Here is an 18,573-nt window from a genome sequence, read left to right on the forward strand (position 1 = left end):
CTCCCCTGCACATCAGGCCTCATCCCGCAGACACACTATGGCACTTACCTATATCTGGACTGGTTTCTTCCTCGTCGGCTTCATCGCGGCGCTGGCGCAATGGCTCTTCCTGGGCGACACCGAGATCTTCAAGCGCATCATCGACGGTACCTTCGACTCGGCCAAGATGGCGGTGATGGACATCGCCCTGCCGCTGGCCGGCGTGATGACGTTCTGGCTCGGCGTCATGAACGTGGGCGAAAAGGCGGGCCTGATCAACGTATTCGCGCGCGTCATCTCGCCCTTCTTCTCGCGCATCTTCCCCGGCGTGCCGAAGGACCACCCGGCCAACGGCCACATGGTGATGAACTTCTCGGCCAATATGCTCGGCCTGGACAACGCCGCCACCCCGTTCGGCCTGAAGGCGATGGAGTCGCTGCAGTCGATCAACCCGAACAAGGACGAGGCCAGCGACGCGCAGCTGATGTTCCTGGTGATCCAGACCTCGGGCCTGACCATCATTCCGCTGGCGGTGATGGCGCAGCGCGCGGTGCTGGGCGCGGCCAATCCGGCCGACATCTTCATCCCGACCCTGATCGCCACCTATACCGCGACCATCGCCAGCATCATCGCGGTCGGCATCCGCCAGCGCATCAACCTGCTCGACCCGGTGGTGTTCGCATGGATCGGCGGCACCACGGCGCTGATCGCGTCGATGGTGTTCAGCTTCACCTACTTCCTGGACAAGGCGCAGATCCAGCTGGTGTCGAACGTGGTCGCCAACCTGGCGCTGTTCGGCGTCATCGCGGCGTTCATGGCGACGGCGATGCTGAAAAAGGTGAACGTGTTCGAGGCCTTCATCGAAGGCGCCAAGGCCGGCGTCGAGACCTCGATCAAGATCATTCCCTACATGGTCGGGATGCTGGTGGCGATCAGCGTGGTGCGCAATTCGGGGGTGCTGGGGCAGATCGTCAACGGCTTCGCCTGGGTGTTCGGCGCGCTCGGCCTGCAGACCGATTTCGTCGGCGCGCTGCCGACCGCGCTCATGAAGTCGCTCTCGGGCAGCGGCGCGCGCGCCATGATGATCGATGCGATCAACACCTACGGCGTCGATTCCTTCGTCGGCCGCCTGGCCAGCATCCTGCAGGGCGCGTCGGACACCACCTTCTACATCATCGCCCTGTATTTCGGCTCGGTCGGCATCCGCAAGACACGCTATGCGGTCAGCTATGGCCTGCTGGCCGACTTCGTCGGCATCGTCGCCGCGGTGTTCGTGGCCTATCTGTTCTTCGGTTAACGCTTGTAAAGGACCAGCATGTTTCGTCGCCTGACTCTCGCCGCCGCGCTGTTCGCCAGCTTCTCGTTCGCCCACGCCCAGCTGCCGGCGCCGGTGGCAGAGACGATGAAACTGAACGGCATCGGCGCCAATGAAGTCGGGGTGCTGGTGCTGCGCGGCGATACGACGCTGCTGGCGCACGGCGAACGGGTGGCGATGCAGCCCGCGTCCACCATGAAACTGGTGACCACGCTGGTGAGCCTGGAGCGCCTCGGTCCCGTGTTCCGCGGCCGTACCGAATTGCGCACCAATGGCCAGGTCGAGGGCGGCGTGCTGCGCGGCGACCTGGTATTGAAAGGCGGCGCCGATGCCGATCTCGATGGAGATGTGCTGAAGAACATGCTGCGCGCGGTGCGCTACGCCGGCATCGAACGCATCGAGGGCAACCTGGTGCTGGACCGGACCTTGTTCCAGCCGGCGCGCCAGGATGTCGGCGTGGCGCCGTTCGACGAAGCGCCCGAAGCCTATTACAACGTGATCCCCGACGCGCTGCTGGTCAACAAGAACATGCTGCAGGTCGACATGCGCTCCAACGCGCGCTCGCTGACGCTGCGCATGCAGCCGGACCTGGACCGCGTCGAAGTGACATCCGAAATGACCCTGATCGATGCCGACTGCGCCAAGTGGGAGGCCGGCTGGAAGCTGCCGGAAGCGCGCCGCCAGCCCGACGGCAGCGTGCGCGTGGTCCTGCGCGGCACCTTCCCGAAAAACTGCGTGCACAGCTACGGCATCAATGTGCTCGACCGCGACGACTACGTCGGCGCCCTGGTGCGCCGCAGCTGGCACGACCTGGGCGGTACGATCGGGGGCCGCACCGTGGCCGGCACCACGCCGCCGGACGCGCGCCTGCTGGCGGCGCACGCCGCGCGTGCGCTACCGGAGATCGTCCGCGACACCAACAAGCTGTCGGACAACGCGCTGGCGCGCACCCTGCTTCTGAGCCTGGGCAGCCTGCAGGCCGACCCGCTGGAAGGCAGCCTGCCACTGCCCGCGCCTCAGGATGGCGTCACCACCTTCGCGCGCGCCGACGCCACGATCCGCGACTGGATGCGCAGCCAGCGCATCGATGACACCGGCTTCGTGATCGAGAACGGTTCCGGCCTGTCGCGCATCGAACGCATCACCGCGCAGCAAATGGGACAAGTGCTGCAGGCCGGCCTGCGCAGCGCATGGGCGCCGGAATTCCAGGCCAGCCTGCCGATCGGCGCGGTCGACGGCACCATGCGCCGCCGCCTGCAGAACAGCCCCGCAGCGGGCCGCGCACGCCTGAAGACCGGGTCGCTGCGCAATGTGGTGGCGCTGGCCGGCTACGTGCCGGATGCGAGCGGCACGCCGTGCGTGCTCGTAGCATTCGTGAACAGCGAGCGCGCCGGCGAAGGACGCGGACGCGCGGTGCTCGATGCGCTGGCCGACTGGGTCGCGCGCTCCGGTACTGTGGTGCCAACGGCGGCCGCACCAGCACCTCAGCAGTGAATACTCACCTCAAACTGACCCGCCTTCGTCCCGCGAAAATTGCTTATTAGTTACGAAGTGTTAGTTTTTTGTAAGCTCATCCTGCGACACTAGTCCTACCCCGAACGGATAACCATCCATCGTGGGTAATGGTGTCACCCTGGACCTGGTCTGGAAGGTGTCTTGTCGTCTCGCCGGCCCCGATGCCGGCGCCCATTCCTGCCGTCTCCATGAGCATGTATTCATTGACCGGGGAGTTCGTCTCTCCCACGAGCGAACGCGCATTCCTCACCCACCAGCTCGAACGTACCCGCTCCCTGCTCGGCTTCACGCTGCTGTTCTGCGTGGTGTTTTTCCTGAGCTTCTTCGCCACCGATGTCGCCGTGCTGGGATTGCAAGCGGCGCTCGACCTGACCCTGCTGCCGCGCCTCGCGGTCGGCCTGGTGGCGGGCGTGTGCGCCTGGCTCGTCTACCGGCGCGCGCTGTCGGTGTTCGCCACGCGGCTGGCGGCGTCGCTGTCCGAGCTGACCGCGCTGGGCAGCTTCATGCTCATCGTGCAGCACCGGCCGCAGGAAGCGCACTGGCATGCGATGTCGCTGTCGATCATGCTGATGGTGATCTACCTGTACATCCCCAACCGGCTGACGTACGCGCTGGCGCTGGCCGGCTGCGCCACGATCGTGTTCATCGGGCTGGTGCTGAACCTGGCGCCGATGGAGGCCGCCGACCTGCTCACCATGAGCATGCTGCTGGTGCTGGTCAACACCTTCGGCCTGCTGGGCGCGCGCCGTTACAACCAGGTGGCGCGCGAAGAGTTCCGGCTGCAGCTCGACCTCAAGCGCAACGCCGAGCGCGACCACCTGACCGGCTGCTACAACCGGCGCTACCTGCACGAACACCTGCTCGGCGCCGAGCTGGCGCGGGCGCGCCGCTGCGGTCCGCTGGCGGTGGTGCTGTGCGATATCGACCACTTCAAGCGCATCAACGACACCTTCGGCCACCACCAGGGCGACGCCGTGATCCGCTGCTTCGCCCAGCTGCTGCAGGACACGGTGCGCGCGGAGGTGGATTCGGTGGTGCGCTACGGCGGCGAAGAATTCCTGCTGATCCTGCCTAATACCGACCTGGCCGGCGGCCGCCAGCTGGCCGAGCGCCTGCGCGCTGCCTTCGCCGCCAGCTGCATGACGGTCGAAGAAAGCCGCGAGCCGCTGCAGGCCACTGCCAGTTTCGGCGTCGCCGGCGCCGACTTCGCGCGGCCCGGCTCACACACCACGCTGTCGGACCTGATCCTGGCTGCCGACAAGCGCCTGTACGACGCCAAGCGCAATGGCCGCAACCGGGTCGAGACGATCGAGCTGGCCTGAAGCGCCGCGCTGCTAGATCACGCGGCGGAAGGTCGAGCGCACCAGTTCGCGGTCGCCGCAATCGAAATGCCACCACTCGGTGCGGATGCCAAGAAAGCCCGCCTGCAGCATCGCTTCGCGCAGCAGGCGGCGGTTGGCTACCTGTTCGTCGCTGAGCTTCCCGGCCAGCAGGAAGCCCTCTTCCAGCGCCGGATGCGACAGTTCGGTCATGTCGTCGAAGCCGGTGCCCATGTCCAGTTCGCGCCCGGCCGCATCGAGCAGCGTGATGTCGAGCGCCATGCCGTAGGAGTGGATCGAGCCGCGCGCCGGGTCGGCCAGGTACAGGCGCAGGCCGGTGCCCTCGAGCGCATCCCACAACTGCTGCTGCACCCGCTGCGGGCGCAGGGCGTCCAGCACCAGCGGCGTCAGGTCGGGATGGTGCTCCTTCAGCCAGGACACCACCCGTTCCAGCGCTTCGGCCGCCTGCACGTGCAGCCAGGCGCAGTCGTACGGCGCGTACAGGTCGCGTCCGACGAAGTTGTTGGCGGAGGCATAGCGCAGGTCGACCCGGATGCCGTCGATGCTGTCCAGGTGGCGAAATTCGGGGCTGGCCGCGACGTCTTCGCTGGCCACGGTGTGGTTCATGGCGTATGCGGTTCGAGGCAGGCGCGCGCGGCGGCGCCGATGCAGTCGGCCAGCTGGCGCGCGCCGTGCGACAGCGGCGCGTGGCTGGCGGTGAGCAGGTACAGGTGCACGGGGATCGGCGGCGCCCACTGGCGGCACTGCACCTTCGAGCGGTCGCCGGATGCGGCGGTGAACGGGTCCAGCACGGCGCTGCCGGCGCCGGCTTCGACCAGCGAACGCGCGATCTGGTAGGTCTGCACCACGGTATGGAACACCGGCTGCAGGTCCTGCGCTTCGCAGGCCGCGACCATGATCTCGCCCAGCGGATCGTTGCCGGCCAGGCCGATCAGCTCTCCGCGCAAGCCGCCAGCGGATACCGGCGTGGCGCATTCCTCGTCGCTCCAGGTGCCGGCCGGCGCCACCACGGTCAACAGGCCGTGCGCGATCGGCTCGGCCACGATGCCGGGGTGGCGCGGGTTCTGCAGCGACAGCGCCAGGTCGGCTTCGCCCAGGCGCAGCACGTTGACGATCTCGCCGGTGTGGTGGGTGGCCAGTTCGCAGCGCGTCTGCGGAAACTCACGCCGCCATGCGGTGACCGCGCTTGGCAGCACGCTGGTGGCGATGGTCGGGGTCGAGACCAGGCGCACGGTCTCCACGGCGCGGCTTTTCAGGCTGGCGGCCAGGCGCCGGATGCCCTGCAGGTCGCGGTTGAGTTTCTCGGTCTCGGCGAACAGGCGGTGCGCCTCGGGCTTGGGATACAGCTTGCCGCGCACGCGCTCGAACAGCGGCATGCCCAGCTGCAGCTCGGCGTGCTGCAGCACCTTGGTCACCGCCGGCTGCGAGATGTGCAGCACCTGGGCGGCACCGCTGATGGTGCCAACCTGCATGATGGCGTGGAAGACTTCGATATGGCGCAGGCGCATCGCTTCACCCCCTTCAGTAAGACCAGCGCGGCTTACAGCGTGTTACCTGCAGCCGGTGAGAGTACAGGAACAGGCGCCGGCTGGACCGGCGGAACCGGCGGCACCGGCGCGGTTTCCGGCACCGGCACCGGCGGCACTGGCGCGGCAGGCGCCGGCACCGGCGCAACCGGCGGTGCGGTCAGCGGTGCGGAAGGTGGCGGCACCGGCTGGCCCGGCGCTGGCGGCGGCACCTGTCCCGGCAGCAAAGGAACCGGCATCGGTACCGGCGGCACCGGCGGCACGATCACCGGCAGCGGCGTGCCCGGCGGCGTGGTCAGCACTTCCAGCAGCGCCGCGGTCTCGGCGTCCGGCATGCCGGCGATGTCGCGTGGGCGGTACTTCATCTGGAATGCCGACAGCACGGTGCGCGTCTGCACGTCCAGCACGCCGCTCTGCACGAAACCGAAACCGTGGGTGGCCAGCTTGCGCTGGAACCAGGCGACGTCCGGCAGCGTGGCGTCGAATACCGGACGCACGGCCGCCACGCGGTTCGCGTCCGGCCACTTGATCAGGCCTTCCTGGGCCAGGCGCTGCCACGGGAATTGCGGACCCGGATCCTGCTTGCGTAGTGGCGCGATGTCGCTGTGGCCGAGGATGTTCTCGGGCGCGATGCCGTGGCGCTGCACGATGTCCTTCACCAGCGGCACCAGGGCGTCGATCTGGGTCTGCGAGAACGGCGCGTAGACGCGGCCCTGCGGCGTGTCCTTCCAGCCGGCGTTGACGATCTCGATGCCGATCGAGCTGTTGTTCAGCTGCGTGAAGTTCTTCCAGCTCGAGTTACCCGCATGCCAGGCGGCGCGGTTCTCGTCGACCAGGCGGTAGATCTTGGGGCGCGCTTCGTCGGTGACCAGGTAATGGGCGCTGACTTCCTGCTCGGTCAGGATCTTGATCGAACTCGGCGTGTTGGCCACCGTGTAGTGCAGCACCAGGAAGCGCGCCCGGCTCGACTGGCCCTTGGCGGTGTAGGTGTCGTCGTAGGGTTTGGTGGCGGTGGTGGTACAACCGGCCAGCACGGACAGGGCGAGAACGGCGGCGAGCGATTTCATGTCGGTTCCTGAAAATGGGTTAATGGGATGGCGCGCGGGCGCTCAGCGCCAGGCGCGCGGCGGCGTGGTGCGAGCGCAGGCCGGTGCGGCTCAGCGAGATATCGGCCGGCAGCGCGGCGCGCATGGTGTCGACGATCGACGGATGCAGTTCGGCGGCGCGTCCGGCCAGCGCCACCGGACGCGGGCCGAAGCGGTTGATCAATGCCTGCGCCAGGCGGGCCAGTTCGCGCCCGGCTTCGCGCAGGATCGCGCTGGCTGCCGGATCGCGTTCGGCGCTGGCGGCGACGGCCAGCGCCAGCCGCCCGACCGCGCCACGCTCGCCGCCATAGATGAACTGGCGCGACAGGGCCCAGTCGTCACCGCCGATGTGCTCGAACACGGCATGCGCCATTGGCGACGCGCTCCAGGCACCGGGGTCTTCGTCTTCACGGCGCCAGATCTGGCGCAGCGCTTCGCGCGCGATCCAGAAGCCGCCGCCGCCATCGTCCAGCACCACGCCGCGTCCGCCGGCGCGGTGGAACCGGCCGTCGGCGTCGATGAAGGCGCCGATCGAGCCGGTGCCGGCGTACACGAGATAGCCTTCGCCCGGTGCGAAGCTGGCGCGGTAGGCGATCTCGATGTCGTTGCACAGCGCTACCGCCGTGGGCGCGACGTTCAGCAATTCGGCCAGCCAGGCGCCGATCTGCGCGCCGTCGCCGCCGAAGCCGGTCAGGCCCGCCTGCACATGCGACGGCCGGCCATGTGCCAGCACCGCCCGCGCCAGTTCGGCGAAGGTGGCGTGCACGGATGCGCGTCCGGCCTCGGTCGCCATCTGTAGCGCCGACAGGCCGGCGACGGTGCCTTCGGCCACGATGCGGCCGCCGGGCGCGGCCAGCGCCCAGCGCGTTTCGGTGCCGCCGGCGTCGATGCCCAGGCCTGGCGCCTCAGGATGGTGATGGTGGGTGTCCATATGCCAGAGCTATGCTACCCGCATTATGGTTTTGGCCACACACGCACGCGCTGGCCTTCGTTGCCGAGGCGGTCGACCGCGCTCACCACCACCGCATCGGCCGCGCCGAGTTTGGCGTCGTCCGGAATCGACCAGTCCACGCGCACCGCCGGCGCCACCGCGAAGCGCCACTCGCTGCCGTAGCGCGACCAGATCGCATACAGGGCATTGGCGCTGCCGGCCTTGAGCTTGAGATCGACCGATTTGGCGCGCCGCACGGCGCTCACCTGCGGCGTGCCGGGACGTTCGTTGCCCAGCCACGGCGAGGCCGGCACCAGTGCCGGGCCGGTGTAGCTGGTGTTGCGCAGCTGGTCGGCGATGCCTTTGCGGTTCTGCATCAGGGCGACCATGCTGAAGTGCATGTGGCCGGTCGCCAGCGGGCGCGAACGGGTGACGGCCACCTGCTGCACGATTTCATCGGGCTGGTAATCGCGGCTCGGGGCGCCGATGCGGCTGGTAAACAGGCCCGGCCAGATATGGCGGCCCTTCGGATTCTGCGCGATCCAGTAGTCGAGCAGGGTCGGATAGGCCTGGCCACGCGGGCCGATTGGCCAGTACAGCTGCGGCGTGAAGTAGTCGACCCAGCCTTTTTCGAGCCACAGTTCGGCGTTGGCATACAGCTGGTCGTACTGCGAGAAGCCGACGATGCCGGGCGGGCGGCGGTCCGGGCGGCCGATACCGAACGGGCTGATGCCGAAGCGCACCCAGCTCTTCTCGGCGTGGATGCCCTTGTACATGGCTTCGATCAGGCGATTCACGTTGTCGCGCCGCCAGGAAGCGCGATCGAGCCTGCCGCCGCCGGCCAGATAGCGCTGCCAGGCGGGGTCGTCCGGGAATTCCAGCTGCGCCTTTACGCCGCGGCCGTCGAGGGCGGCGGCGTTGCCGGCCACTTCCGGCGTGGCGTCGATCGGGTAAGGATAAAAATAATCGTCGATGTGGACCGCGTCGATGTCGTAGCGGCGCACCACGTCCAGGATCACGTCCATGGTCTGTTTGGCCGCCGCCGGCTCGCCCGGGTCCATCCACAGGAATTTGCCGTAGCGTTTCACCACCGCCGGATTGGTGTTGGTGATGTGGTTCGGCGCCGTCTGCGAACGCGCCGCGTCCATGCGCGCGCGGTAGGGATTGAACCACGCGTGCAGCTCGATGCCGCGCGCGTGCGCCTGCGCCACCCAGAATTTCAACGGGTCGTACCACGGCTGCGGCGCCTTGCCCTGGGCGCCTGCGAGATATTCGGACCATGGCTCGATCTTGGAGGCATAGATGGCGTCGGCCGACGGGCGCACCTGCAGCACGATGGCGTTCAGGTTGAGGGCCTTGGCGCGGTCGAGGATGGCGACGGCTTCGGCCTGCTGCTGGGCAGCGTTCAGGTTGGGACGGCTCGGCCAGTCGATGTTGGCGACGGTGGAGACCCAGGCGGCGCGCAGCTCGCGCGGCGCCGGCGGCGGTTCGTCGGCGGCCTGCAGCGGCACCACGGGTTTGGTGGCGCAGCCGGCCAGCAGGGCGCCGAGCGCCAGAGCGGCGGTCAGGCCGCCGAGGGTGAAGTCACGTTTGGTAAAGTCGGGCAGCAATTCGGATTCCTAAATCTTGTCGTTTCTGGTGCGGCTACGGTGCTTATTTTTTCCCGAACTCCGGGTCGATTCTCACCAGCGCCGCCATGATGAAGGCGGGGATCGTCGCCAGGCAGGTCCAGATGAAGAAGTTCTTGTAGCCCAGGTATTCCTGCAGGTCGCCGCTCCACATCCCCGGCACCATCATCCCCAGCGCCATCAGGCCGGTGCAGATCGCGTAGTGCGCGGTTTTATGCGGGCCGTCGGCCACCATGATCATGTACATCATCAGCGCGGTGAAGCCGAAGCCGTAGCCGAACTGCTCCAGCGCGAGAAAAGCCGACACCGTCGCCAGGCCGGTCGGCTGGACCTGCGACAGGAACACGAACACCAGGTCCGGCAGGTGGATCGCGAACACCATCAGCCACAGGCAGCGCTTGAGACCAACGCGCGAGATCAGCCAGCCGCCGGCCAGGCCGCCGAGCGTGAGCGCGATGATGCCGACGGTGCCATAGGCGATGCCATATTCGGCGGTCGTCAGCCCCAGCCCGCCCGCGCTGACCGGATCCTTCAGGAACGGCGCCACGAGTTTCAGCAGCTGGGCCTCGCCCAGGCGGAAGGTAAGGATGAAGCCGACGATGAGCCAGATGTCGCGCTTCTTGAAAAAGGCGGCGAAGGTGCCGAAGAAGTCGCGCAGCGGGTTGTCGCTCGATGGCGCGGCGTGGTCGGCTTCGGGCTTGGGCAGCATGAACCCGTGCCAGACGAAGGCGGCGAAGAACACCGCGGCCAGCACGTAGAACACGATCGACCAGGCCTGGCGCACGTCGCCCAGGCTGACCGCGAGGTAGCCGGCCAGCACCACCAGTGGCCCCTGGCCGAACAGGGTGGCGAGACGGTAGAAGGTGCTGCGCACGCCGACGAAGGCGGCCTGCTGCTGCTGGCGCAGGCCGAGCATGTAGAAGCCGTCGGCCGAAATGTCGTGCGTCGCCGAGCTGAACGCCATGATCCACATGACGGCCAGGCTGACCGCGAAGAAGGCGGGCGTGTGCAGCACGGTGCCGACCGCGATCAGGGAAGCACCCACCGCCAGCTGCAGCAGCACGGTCCAGCGGCGCTTGGTGCCGAACATGTCGACGATCGGCGACCACAATGGCTTGATCACCCACGGCAGGTACAACAGGCTGGTATAGAAGGCGATGTCGGAATTCGACACGCCCATGTCCTTGTACATGATGACGGACAGGCTCATCACCACCACGTAGGGGATGGCCTGGGCGAAGTACAGGGACGGCACCCACAGCCACGGGCTGTTCGCTTGCGGTTTTTGCATGGTTCTTTCGTGCGCCGGACCGGCGGTTGCGCTGGAGCGCGCCGCCCGGGGACGATGCCTCAGGCGAGCGCCTGGCGCACGCTGCCGCGCGCCGCTTCCAGCAGCGCTTGCGCCTGCTCGACACTGGTTTGTTTGGACAAGGCCACGATCGCGGTCTTGACGTGGAATCCGCACGCTTCCAGCGTCGCCCGCGCGGCATCCTCGTCGGCGCCGGTGGCGAAGCTGGTGAGGCGGATCGCACGCCGTACCAGTTTGGCATTGGTAGCTTTCAAGTCTACCATCAGGTTGCCGTAGACCTTGTTCAAACGCACCATCAAAGCGCTGGAAAAGGTGTTCAGCGCGATCTTCTGGGCGGTGCCGGCTTTCAGGCGCGTGCTGCCGGAGACGACTTCGGGGCCGGTGTCGAGCAGGATGCCGATCTCGGCCTGCTCGATGACGGGAGCGCCCGGGTTGTTGGCGAAGCCCAGCGTCAGGGCGCCGGCCGCGCGCGCCGTTTTCAATGCGCCCAGCACATAGGGCGTGCTGCCGGAAGCGGCGATGCCGATCACCACGTCGTCTGGGCCGACATCCACGCCGGCCAGGTCGGCCATGCCCTGCTCATGGTCGTCCTCGGCGCCCTCGACCGCCACGAACATGGCGCCGTCGCCGCCAGCCAGCAGCGCCACCGCGCGTTCGTGCGGCCAGGAGAAGGTCGGATACAGCTCGACGCTGTCCAGCACGCCCAGGCGGCCCGAGGTGCCGGCGCCGACGTAGATCAGGCGTCCGCCCGCTTCCATGCGCGGCAATGCGGCGGTGACGGCGGCAGTAATCCGCGGGCCGGCAGCACGCACCGCCTGCACCGCTTTCAACTGGTCATCGACGAAGACGTTGACCAGTTCGGCGGTCGGGTACTGGTCGAGGGCGGCATGGGCCTGGGACGGGGTTTCGGTATTGAGCATCGCCGTATTGCTCCGCGCTGAAGGGGTCGAATCAGTGTAGTACCAATTCGACAAGCCCTTCCATGAAAGGATCGGGCGTCATTATGCCCAGAGGTTATGCGATGCGGCGCAGGTCAGCGCGGTGATGTGATGCAGCTCAGCGCGGTGTTACCGCCTGAGTTATCGCCTGAGCTCAGCAACGAAGTCGTAATGGTCGCTGCGGCAATACGAATGGGTCAGCTCGACCGGTGCGCCCGATTCCAGATAACCGACGCGGGTGATGAACAGCACCGCGCGTCCTTCCGGCACTTCCAGGCGCCCGGCCAGCACGGCGTCGGCGTTCATGGCGCGGATATGCTGCAGGGCGCGCGCCGGCAGGTTGCCACTGCCCGATAAATGGGCATACAGCGAAGCGTCGACCTCTTCCGGACGCGGCAGCACGCTGGCCGGCAGCACGCTGACTTCATACGCCATGACGATGTCGTCGGCCAGGCGCAGGCGCTCCAGGCGCGCCACCTTCGATCCCGGCGACAGGCCCAGCGCCAGCTGCTCGTCGGCGTCGGCGGCGACCAGATCGCGCCGCAGCCAGCGCGAGCGCGGGGTATAGCCGCGCTGCTGCAACTGTTCGGAAAAGCTCGACAGGTTCGACAGCGGCTGCTCGATGCGCGGCGCGATGTAGTTGCCCGAACCGCGCCGGCGCACCACCAGGCCCTGCTCCACCAGCTGGTCGATCGCCTTGCGCGCGGTGACGCGCGAGACATCCAGCTGCTCGGACAATACGCGCTCGGACGGCAAGGCCTGGTCGGCCTGGTAGCGGCCGTCGCGCACGTCCTGTGCGAGCTTGCGCGCCAGCTGCATGTAGAGTGGCGAATGGTCGTCCTGGTCGAGCCGGAATCCGCGGGTTTGGGTGTGCATGGCCCGAGGATACCATTTGCGGCCAGCCGCTCATGCACATAGATGCCGGTTATGCCCGGCCGCTCACCATTCATTGGCGACACGGACGCCAAGCACCTAAGCTCCACCTCCATACCCGAAAAAAGAGTTTGCATGCAGCACATCATCGTGATCGGCGGAGGCGTCGTCGGCCTGACGTCGGCCTGGTGGCTGGCGCAGGCCGGCTACGGCGTCACCCTGCTCGAGCGCGCGCCCGACGTCGGCAGCGGCGCCAGCTACGCCAATGGCGGCCAGCTCAGCTACCGCTACGTGTCGCCGCTGGCCGACCAGGGCATCCCGCTGAAGGCGGTCCGCTGGCTGTTCCAGGCCGACGGGCCGCTGCGCTTCAAGCCGGAGACCGACCTGCACCAATACCGCTGGCTGGCCAGCTTCCTGGCCCACTGCCGCGCCGACGTCAACCGCCGCACCACCACCAAGCTGCTGCAGCTGGGCGAATTGTCGCGCCAGGCCATGGCGCAGCTGGCGTTGGCCGTGCCGTTCGACTCGTTTGGCTGGCGCGACGCCGGCAAGCTGGTGGTCTACCGCTCGCGCGACGTGTTCGAGCAGGCGGCAGGTAAACCGGGCGCCGGCGAGGTCTGGTCGCCCGAACAGTGCGGCGCGCGCGAACCGGCGCTGGCCGCGGCCCAGCACCTGCTGGCGGGCGGCATCTACAACGCCGGTGAGGCGGTGGCCGACTGCCACGCGTTCTGTCTTGAACTGGCCGAGCGCCTGCGCGTGCACCCACGCTTTCGCGGCATCGTGCACGGCGAGGCGCTGCGTTTGCGCGCCGCGCGGGGACGCATCACCAGCATCGATACCGGCGCCGGCCTGCTCACTGCCGACGCCTACGTGCTGGCGGCCGGCATTCAAAGCCGCACGCTGGCCGCCAGCGCCGGCATCAAGCTGCCGCTGTATCCGCTCAAGGGCTACAGCCTTAGTGCGCCGATCCGGCTCGACGACGTCGCGCCCGAGATCAGCGTCACCGATTTCGAGCGCAAGGTGCTGTACGCGCGCATCGGCGACCGCCTGCGGGTGGCGGCGATGGTGGACATGGTGGGCGAAGACCTGCGGCTGGAGCCGAAACGGGTCGATGGCTTGCTGCGGCTGGTGCGCGAGACCATGCCGCGAGCCGCCGATTATTCGCAGGTCGCGGCCTGGGCCGGGCTGCGGCCGGCGACGCCGGGCAGCGCCCCGATTATCGGCGCCACGCGCTATGGCAACCTGTGGCTGAACGTGGGGCATGGGCCGCTCGGGTTTACCTTTGCCTGCGGCAGCGCCAGTGTATTGACGGATCTGGTGCAGGGCAAAGCGCCGCCGTTTGCGCTGGATGGGCTGACGCTGCGGCGGTGATGAATAAGAACGTGGAATCGGCGCTTACGCCATTTCGACATCACGCGGCTGGATGGCCTCGATGATCGCCTTGCCTTCGGTTTCGATCGTCTTTCTCAGTTCGTACATCATTTGCAGGTTCAGCCAGAATTCGGCAGTAGTGCCGAAATAGCGGGACACACGCAGTGCCGTGTCCGGCGTGATGCCGCGCTTCTCGCGCACGATTTCGTTCACCCGGGCTGCGGTCAGGTGCAGCGCACCTGCCAGGGCGTTGGCCGACATTCCCAAGGGCTCGAGATACTCCTCGCGCAGGATCTCGCCGGGATGAATCGGGCGCATTTTATTCACGAACATATAGTCTCTATCAGAATCGAAGCTCAAACAAGATTGTATATCGCTTATCGATAAACAGCATAGCGAGCGTTGTTTGCTAGCTCAGCATTTATTCCATCGACACAAGCAGGATTAATCTCGCACAAACCTCAAGCACTTGCAAAATCGCGGATAATTGCCGCCATGTCCCCCCGTCCCACCTCCCCCTGCCCTTGCGGCGGCCCCGACTTCGAGCATTGCTGCGGTCCTTACCTGGCCGGCACCGCCCTGCCGCCGACTGCCGAGACGTTGATGCGTTCGCGGTACACTGCCTTCACGCGCAAGGACGAGCCGTATCTTCTTGCCACGTGGCATCCCAGCACCCGTCCTCAGAAACCGCTGTTCGACGACGGCGAGCCGATGCGCTGGCTCGGCCTGGAGATAAAATCTGCTTTACGTTTACGTCAACGTAAAGCAGAATTGCCGGACGCTCCAGATCAAGACCCGGACCGCGACACCGTCGAATTCGTCGCCCGCTTCAAGACCGGCGGCCGCGCGCATCGCCTGCACGAGGTGAGCCGCTTCGTGCGCGAGGTCGACCCAAGCTCAGGCCCCGACGGCGTGCCACGCTGGTTCTATCTGGACGGCAGTTTCCCTGAGAAGAAAACCAGCTGAGAACAGAAGGACGGCACATGCCCCAGATCGAGAGCAAACTCAACCCGCGCGGCGAAGACTTCAAGGCCAATGCCGCAGCGATGCAGGCGGTGGTCGACGACTTGTGCGACAAAGTCGCGCGCCTGGCGCAGGGCGGCGGCGAAGCGGCGTGCGCCAAGCACGTCGGACGCGGCAAGCTGCTGCCGCGCGAGCGCGTCGAACACCTGCTCGATCCCGGCACGCCGTTCCTCGAGTTTTCCCAGCTGGCCGCCTACGAGATGTATGACAACGCGGCGCCCAGCGCCGGCATCATCACCGGCATCGGCCGCGTCGCCGGCCAGGAGTGCGTGATCGTCTGTAACGATGCCACCGTCAAGGGCGGCACCTACTACCCGATGACGGTCAAGAAACACCTGCGCGCGCAAGAGATCGCGGAGCAGAACAACCTGCCCTGCATCTACCTGGTCGACTCGGGCGGCGCCAACCTGCCGAACCAGGACGACGTGTTCCCCGACCGCGACCACTTCGGCCGGATCTTCTACAACCAGGCGAATCTGTCCGCCAAAGGCATCCCGCAGATCGCGGTGGTGATGGGTTCCTGCACCGCCGGCGGCGCCTACGTGCCGGCGATGAGCGACGAATCGATCATCGTCAAGGAACAGGGCACGATCTTCCTCGGCGGCCCGCCGCTGGTGAAGGCCGCGACCGGCGAAGTGGTGAGCGCCGAAGACCTGGGCGGCGGCGATGTCCACACCCGCCTGTCCGGCGTGGCCGACCACCTGGCGCAGAACGATCCGCACGCGCTGGCTCTGGCGCGCACCATCGTGTCGAACCTGAACCGCGTCAAGCCGCAGCAGGGCGCGTTGCGTGAGAGCGTCGAGCCGAAGTACGCCCCGGAAGAACTGTATGGCGTGATCCCGGTGGATACGAGAAAACCGTTCGACGTGCGCGAAGTGATCGCGCGCGTGGTCGACGGCAGCGAATTCGACGAATTCAAGGCACGCTACGGTACGACCCTGGTCTGCGGCTTCGCCCACATCTTCGGCATGAAGGTCGGCATCATCGCCAACAACGGCATCCTGTTCTCGGAGTCGGCCCTGAAAGGTGCCCACTTCATCGAGCTGTGCTGCCAGCGCAAGATTCCGCTGGTCTTCCTGCAGAACATCACCGGTTTCATGGTAGGCCGCAAGTACGAAAACGAAGGCATCGCCCGCAACGGCGCCAAGATGGTCACCGCCGTCGCCACCGCCTCGGTGCCGAAGTTCACCGTCATCATCGGCGGCAGTTTTGGCGCCGGCAATTACGGCATGTGCGGCCGCGCCTTTTCTCCGCGCTTCCTGTGGATGTGGCCGAATGCGCGCATCTCGGTGATGGGCGGCGACCAGGCCGCCTCCGTCCTGGCCACCGTCAAGCGCGACGGCATCGAATCGAAAGGCGGCCAGTGGTCGCCGGAAGAAGAAGCCGCGTTCAAGCAGCCGATCAAGGACCAGTACGAGCACCAGGGCCATCCCTACTACGCGTCGGCGCGGCTGTGGGATGATGGCGTGATCGACCCGGCCGACACCCGCACCGTGCTGGGCCTGGGCCTGTCCGCCGCCCTTAACAAGCCGATCGAAGACACGAAGTTCGGCGTATTCCGCATGTAACGTAGAAAGCTACCATGGACTTCCAGACTCTCACCGTATCGATCGCCGAAGGCGTGGCCACCGTCACCCTGAACCGCCCCGAGCTGCGCAACGCCTTCAACGAAGAAGCGATCCACGAACTGGCGGTCGCCTTCGCCGCGCTGGGCGGCACCGACAACGTGCGCGCCATCGTGCTGGCCGCGAACGGCCCGGCCTTCTGCGCCGGCGGCGACTTGAACTGGATGAAAAAGATGGCCGGCTACTCCGAAGAGGAGAACCAGCAGGATGCGATGCGCCTGGCCGACATGCTGCGCACCATCTACCTGTGCCCGAAGCCGGTCGTGGCGCGCGTGCACGGCGACTGCTACGCCGGCGGCATGGGCCTGGTGGCGGCCTGCGACATCGTCGTCGCCAGCGAGCATGCGGCGTTCTGCCTGTCCGAAGTGAAGCTGGGCCTGATTCCGGCTACCATCTCGCCTTACGTGATCAAGGCCATGGGCGAACAGGCCTCGCGCCGCTACTTCCTGACCGCGGAGAGATTCACTGCAGCGGAGGCGCACCGCATCGGCCTGGCGCACGAAGTAGTCGCTGCGGACGAACTGGATGACAAGGTTGGCGCCATCGTGCGCGCTCTGGCCGGCAACAGCCCGCACGCGGTGGCGCAAGCGAAGAAGCTGGTGCGCGACGTCGTCGGGCAGCCGCTCGGCGACACGCTCCTGATCGACACCGCCAACCGCATCGCCGCCATCCGCGCATCCGATGAAGGACGCGAAGGCGTGACCTCGTTCCTGGAAAAACGCAAGCCGAACTGGCTAAACAGTTAATATAGTTAGTAGATATTGGAATCAAAGTGAAGCAACAAACCTCCCTCGACTGGATCGCGCGCAGCCTGCGCAGCGTTTGGCATCCCTGCACCCAGATGCAGCACCACGAGGAGGTGCCGCTGATCGCGGTCAGCCACGGCAAGGGTCCGTGGCTGTATGACCATGAAGGCCGGCGCTACCTGGACGGCATCAGCTCGTGGTGGGTGAATATGTTCGGCCACGCCAACCCGCGCATCAACGCCGCGCTGAAGGACCAACTCGACAAGCTCGAACACGCGATGCTGGCCGGCTTCACCCACGAGCCGGTGGTCGAACTGTCCGAGCGTCTGGCCGCCCTCACCGGGCACGCGCTCGGCCACGCCTTCTACGCCTCCGATGGTGCGTCAGCGGTCGAGATCGCGATGAAGATGAGTTTCCATGCATGGCGCAACGCCGGCTACCCGGCCAAGCAGGAATTCGTCTGCCTGCAAGGCAGCTACCACGGCGAGACCATCGGCGCGCTGTCGGTCACCGACGTGCCGCTGTTCAAGGACGCTTACGGCCCGCTGCTGCGCGCTTCGCACGTGGTGAGCGCACCGGACGCGCGCAACGCCGGCGAAGGTGAAACCGCGCAGGACGTGGCCAGGCGCGCCATCGCCGAAGTGAAGGCGCTGTTCGAGGAACGCTGCGACAAGATCGCCGCCATCATTGTCGAGCCACTGGTGCAGTGCGCCACCGGCATGGCGATGTACGACCCGCTGTACCTGAAACTGCTGCGCGAGCTGTGCGACCAGCACCACGTGCACCTGATCGCCGACGAGATCGCGGTCGGCTGCGGACGCACCGGCACCTTTTTCGCCTGCGAACAGGCCGCCATTTGGCCAGATTTTCTGTGCCTGTCGAAAGGCATCAGCGGCGGCTACCTGCCGCTGTCGCTGGTGCTGTCCACCGACGCCATCTACCAGGCCTTCTACAGCGAAGACATCACGCGTGGCTTCCTGCACTCGCACTCGTACACCGGCAATCCGCTGGCCTGCCGCGCGGCGCTGGCCACGCTCGACATCTTCGAAGAAGACGACGTCTTGAACCGCAACCGCGAGCTGGCGACCAAGCTGACCATCGCGCTGGCCCCGCTGGCCGAACACGAACGCACGCGCCACTTCCGCCAGCGCGGCATGATCTTCGCGTTCGATGCGATCGAGCCGGATACCGATCGCGCGTCGACCTTCTCGCGCCGCTTCTTCAGTACCGCGGTCGAGAACGAACTGCTGCTGCGCCCGATCGGCCGCACCGTGTACCTGATGCCGCCGTACGTGCTGGACGATGAGGAAGTCGCCGGCCTGGCTGCACGCACGCAGAAGGTGTTCGAATCGGTGATCGCGGGTTGAAT

Annotated in this window: 16 protein-coding genes and 1 pseudogene; 8 read left to right on the forward strand and 9 right to left on the reverse strand. The window is 66.8% G+C overall.

All coding sequences use genetic code 11. The annotated features are described in order from the left end of the window. Positions 1 to 37: 37 nt before the first annotated feature. The 3 genes from RTQ83_RS09905 (at position 38) to RTQ83_RS09915 (ending at position 4,131) form a co-directional block, all read left to right on the forward strand. Entirely contained in the window at positions 38 to 1,276 is a 1,239-nt protein-coding gene (locus tag RTQ83_RS09905; protein WP_312513901.1) for a nucleoside recognition domain-containing protein, read from the forward strand. A gap of 18 nt (positions 1,277 to 1,294) precedes the next feature. Continuing rightward, positions 1,295 to 2,788, forward strand: a complete 1,494-nt coding sequence (gene dacB, locus RTQ83_RS09910) for a D-alanyl-D-alanine carboxypeptidase/D-alanyl-D-alanine-endopeptidase (RefSeq protein WP_312513904.1) — start codon at positions 1,295 to 1,297, stop codon at positions 2,786 to 2,788. A gap of 209 nt (positions 2,789 to 2,997) precedes the next feature. Next, positions 2,998 to 4,131: a GGDEF domain-containing protein gene (locus RTQ83_RS09915; RefSeq protein ID WP_312513906.1), complete on the forward strand. Its 1,134-nt coding sequence runs from the start codon at positions 2,998 to 3,000 to the stop codon at positions 4,129 to 4,131. A gap of 12 nt (positions 4,132 to 4,143) precedes the next feature. Here the strand turns inward: RTQ83_RS09915 and RTQ83_RS09920 are convergent, their stop codons facing one another. The 8 genes and pseudogenes from RTQ83_RS09920 to RTQ83_RS09955 form a co-directional block, all read right to left on the reverse strand. Then, entirely contained in the window at positions 4,144 to 4,755 is a 612-nt protein-coding gene (locus tag RTQ83_RS09920) for a M15 family metallopeptidase (RefSeq protein ID WP_312513908.1), read from the reverse strand. Next, positions 4,752 to 5,657, reverse strand: a complete 906-nt coding sequence (locus RTQ83_RS09925) for a LysR substrate-binding domain-containing protein (RefSeq protein ID WP_312513910.1) — start codon at positions 5,655 to 5,657, stop codon at positions 4,752 to 4,754. The genes RTQ83_RS09920 and RTQ83_RS09925 overlap by 4 nt, the downstream gene beginning before the upstream one ends. Before the next feature lie 314 nt (positions 5,658 to 5,971). After that, a pseudogene (locus RTQ83_RS09930) lies at positions 5,972 to 6,742 on the reverse strand (N-acetylmuramoyl-L-alanine amidase); the annotation flags it as partial. A gap of 19 nt (positions 6,743 to 6,761) precedes the next feature. Further along, on the reverse strand, positions 6,762 to 7,691 hold the full coding sequence (locus RTQ83_RS09935) for a BadF/BadG/BcrA/BcrD ATPase family protein (protein WP_312513913.1): 930 nt from the start codon (positions 7,689 to 7,691) through the stop codon (positions 6,762 to 6,764). A gap of 23 nt (positions 7,692 to 7,714) precedes the next feature. Further along, on the reverse strand, positions 7,715 to 9,301 hold the full coding sequence (locus RTQ83_RS09940) for a family 10 glycosylhydrolase (RefSeq protein ID WP_312513915.1): 1,587 nt from the start codon (positions 9,299 to 9,301) through the stop codon (positions 7,715 to 7,717). Positions 9,302 to 9,344: 43 nt separating this feature from the next. Further along, a complete protein-coding gene (locus tag RTQ83_RS09945; RefSeq protein WP_312513917.1) occupies positions 9,345 to 10,610 on the reverse strand; it encodes an MFS transporter in 1,266 nt (421 codons plus the stop codon). A gap of 59 nt (positions 10,611 to 10,669) precedes the next feature. Beyond that, a complete protein-coding gene (gene murQ, locus RTQ83_RS09950) occupies positions 10,670 to 11,602 on the reverse strand; it encodes an N-acetylmuramic acid 6-phosphate etherase (RefSeq protein ID WP_312513919.1) in 933 nt (310 codons plus the stop codon). Positions 11,603 to 11,707: 105 nt separating this feature from the next. Continuing rightward, complete coding sequence (locus RTQ83_RS09955) at positions 11,708 to 12,442, reverse strand: GntR family transcriptional regulator (protein WP_312513921.1); 735 nt, start codon at positions 12,440 to 12,442, stop codon at positions 11,708 to 11,710. Between the two features lie 51 nt (positions 12,443 to 12,493). On the opposite strand from RTQ83_RS09955, the gene RTQ83_RS09960 reads away from it, so the two are divergent. Continuing rightward, entirely contained in the window at positions 12,494 to 13,810 is a 1,317-nt protein-coding gene (locus RTQ83_RS09960) for a D-amino acid dehydrogenase (RefSeq protein ID WP_312513924.1), read from the forward strand. Between the two features lie 24 nt (positions 13,811 to 13,834). Here the strand turns inward: RTQ83_RS09960 and RTQ83_RS09965 are convergent, their stop codons facing one another. Then, positions 13,835 to 14,143 carry a HigA family addiction module antitoxin gene (locus RTQ83_RS09965; RefSeq protein ID WP_312513926.1) on the reverse strand — a complete coding sequence of 103 codons (309 nt, stop codon included), beginning with the start codon at positions 14,141 to 14,143 and terminating at the stop codon, positions 13,835 to 13,837. 162 nt (positions 14,144 to 14,305) lie between these two features. Between RTQ83_RS09965 and RTQ83_RS09970 the strand changes: the two genes are divergently transcribed. The 4 genes from RTQ83_RS09970 to bioA are packed head-to-tail and all read left to right on the forward strand — an operon-like array spanning position 14,306 to position 18,571. Continuing rightward, positions 14,306 to 14,776 carry a YchJ family metal-binding protein gene (locus tag RTQ83_RS09970; RefSeq protein ID WP_312513928.1) on the forward strand — a complete coding sequence of 157 codons (471 nt, stop codon included), beginning with the start codon at positions 14,306 to 14,308 and terminating at the stop codon, positions 14,774 to 14,776. A gap of 17 nt (positions 14,777 to 14,793) precedes the next feature. Then, positions 14,794 to 16,401, forward strand: a complete 1,608-nt coding sequence (locus tag RTQ83_RS09975; protein WP_312513930.1) for a carboxyl transferase domain-containing protein — start codon at positions 14,794 to 14,796, stop codon at positions 16,399 to 16,401. 14 nt (positions 16,402 to 16,415) lie between these two features. After that, positions 16,416 to 17,204, forward strand: a complete 789-nt coding sequence (locus tag RTQ83_RS09980; protein WP_312513932.1) for an enoyl-CoA hydratase/isomerase family protein — start codon at positions 16,416 to 16,418, stop codon at positions 17,202 to 17,204. A 26-nt stretch (positions 17,205 to 17,230) separates the two neighbouring features. Beyond that, positions 17,231 to 18,571 (forward strand): adenosylmethionine--8-amino-7-oxononanoate transaminase, encoded by a 1,341-nt coding sequence (bioA, locus tag RTQ83_RS09985; RefSeq protein WP_409456098.1) that lies wholly within the window; start codon positions 17,231 to 17,233, stop codon positions 18,569 to 18,571. The last annotated feature ends 2 nt before the right edge of the window (positions 18,572 to 18,573 follow it).

Origin of the sequence: Massilia sp. (assembly GCF_031995545.1) — a bacterium.
GTDB lineage: Bacteria > Pseudomonadota > Gammaproteobacteria > Burkholderiales > Burkholderiaceae_D > Telluria.

Coding starts and splice junctions, on each gene's coding strand:
- RTQ83_RS09905 (WP_312513901.1), top strand. CDS start 38: ATGGCACTTACCTATATCTGGACTGGTTTCTTCCTCGTCGGCTTCATC.
- dacB (WP_312513904.1), top strand. CDS start 1,295: ATGTTTCGTCGCCTGACTCTCGCCGCCGCGCTGTTCGCCAGCTTCTCG.
- RTQ83_RS09915 (WP_312513906.1), top strand. CDS start 2,998: ATGAGCATGTATTCATTGACCGGGGAGTTCGTCTCTCCCACGAGCGAA.
- RTQ83_RS09920 (WP_312513908.1), bottom strand. CDS start 4,755: ATGAACCACACCGTGGCCAGCGAAGACGTCGCGGCCAGCCCCGAATTT.
- RTQ83_RS09925 (WP_312513910.1), bottom strand. CDS start 5,657: ATGCGCCTGCGCCATATCGAAGTCTTCCACGCCATCATGCAGGTTGGC.
- RTQ83_RS09935 (WP_312513913.1), bottom strand. CDS start 7,691: ATGGACACCCACCATCACCATCCTGAGGCGCCAGGCCTGGGCATCGAC.
- RTQ83_RS09945 (WP_312513917.1), bottom strand. CDS start 10,610: ATGCAAAAACCGCAAGCGAACAGCCCGTGGCTGTGGGTGCCGTCCCTG.
- RTQ83_RS09955 (WP_312513921.1), bottom strand. CDS start 12,442: ATGCACACCCAAACCCGCGGATTCCGGCTCGACCAGGACGACCATTCG.
- RTQ83_RS09960 (WP_312513924.1), top strand. CDS start 12,494: ATGCCCGGCCGCTCACCATTCATTGGCGACACGGACGCCAAGCACCTA.
- RTQ83_RS09965 (WP_312513926.1), bottom strand. CDS start 14,143: ATGTTCGTGAATAAAATGCGCCCGATTCATCCCGGCGAGATCCTGCGC.
- RTQ83_RS09970 (WP_312513928.1), top strand. CDS start 14,306: ATGTCCCCCCGTCCCACCTCCCCCTGCCCTTGCGGCGGCCCCGACTTC.
- RTQ83_RS09975 (WP_312513930.1), top strand. CDS start 14,794: ATGCCCCAGATCGAGAGCAAACTCAACCCGCGCGGCGAAGACTTCAAG.
- RTQ83_RS09980 (WP_312513932.1), top strand. CDS start 16,416: ATGGACTTCCAGACTCTCACCGTATCGATCGCCGAAGGCGTGGCCACC.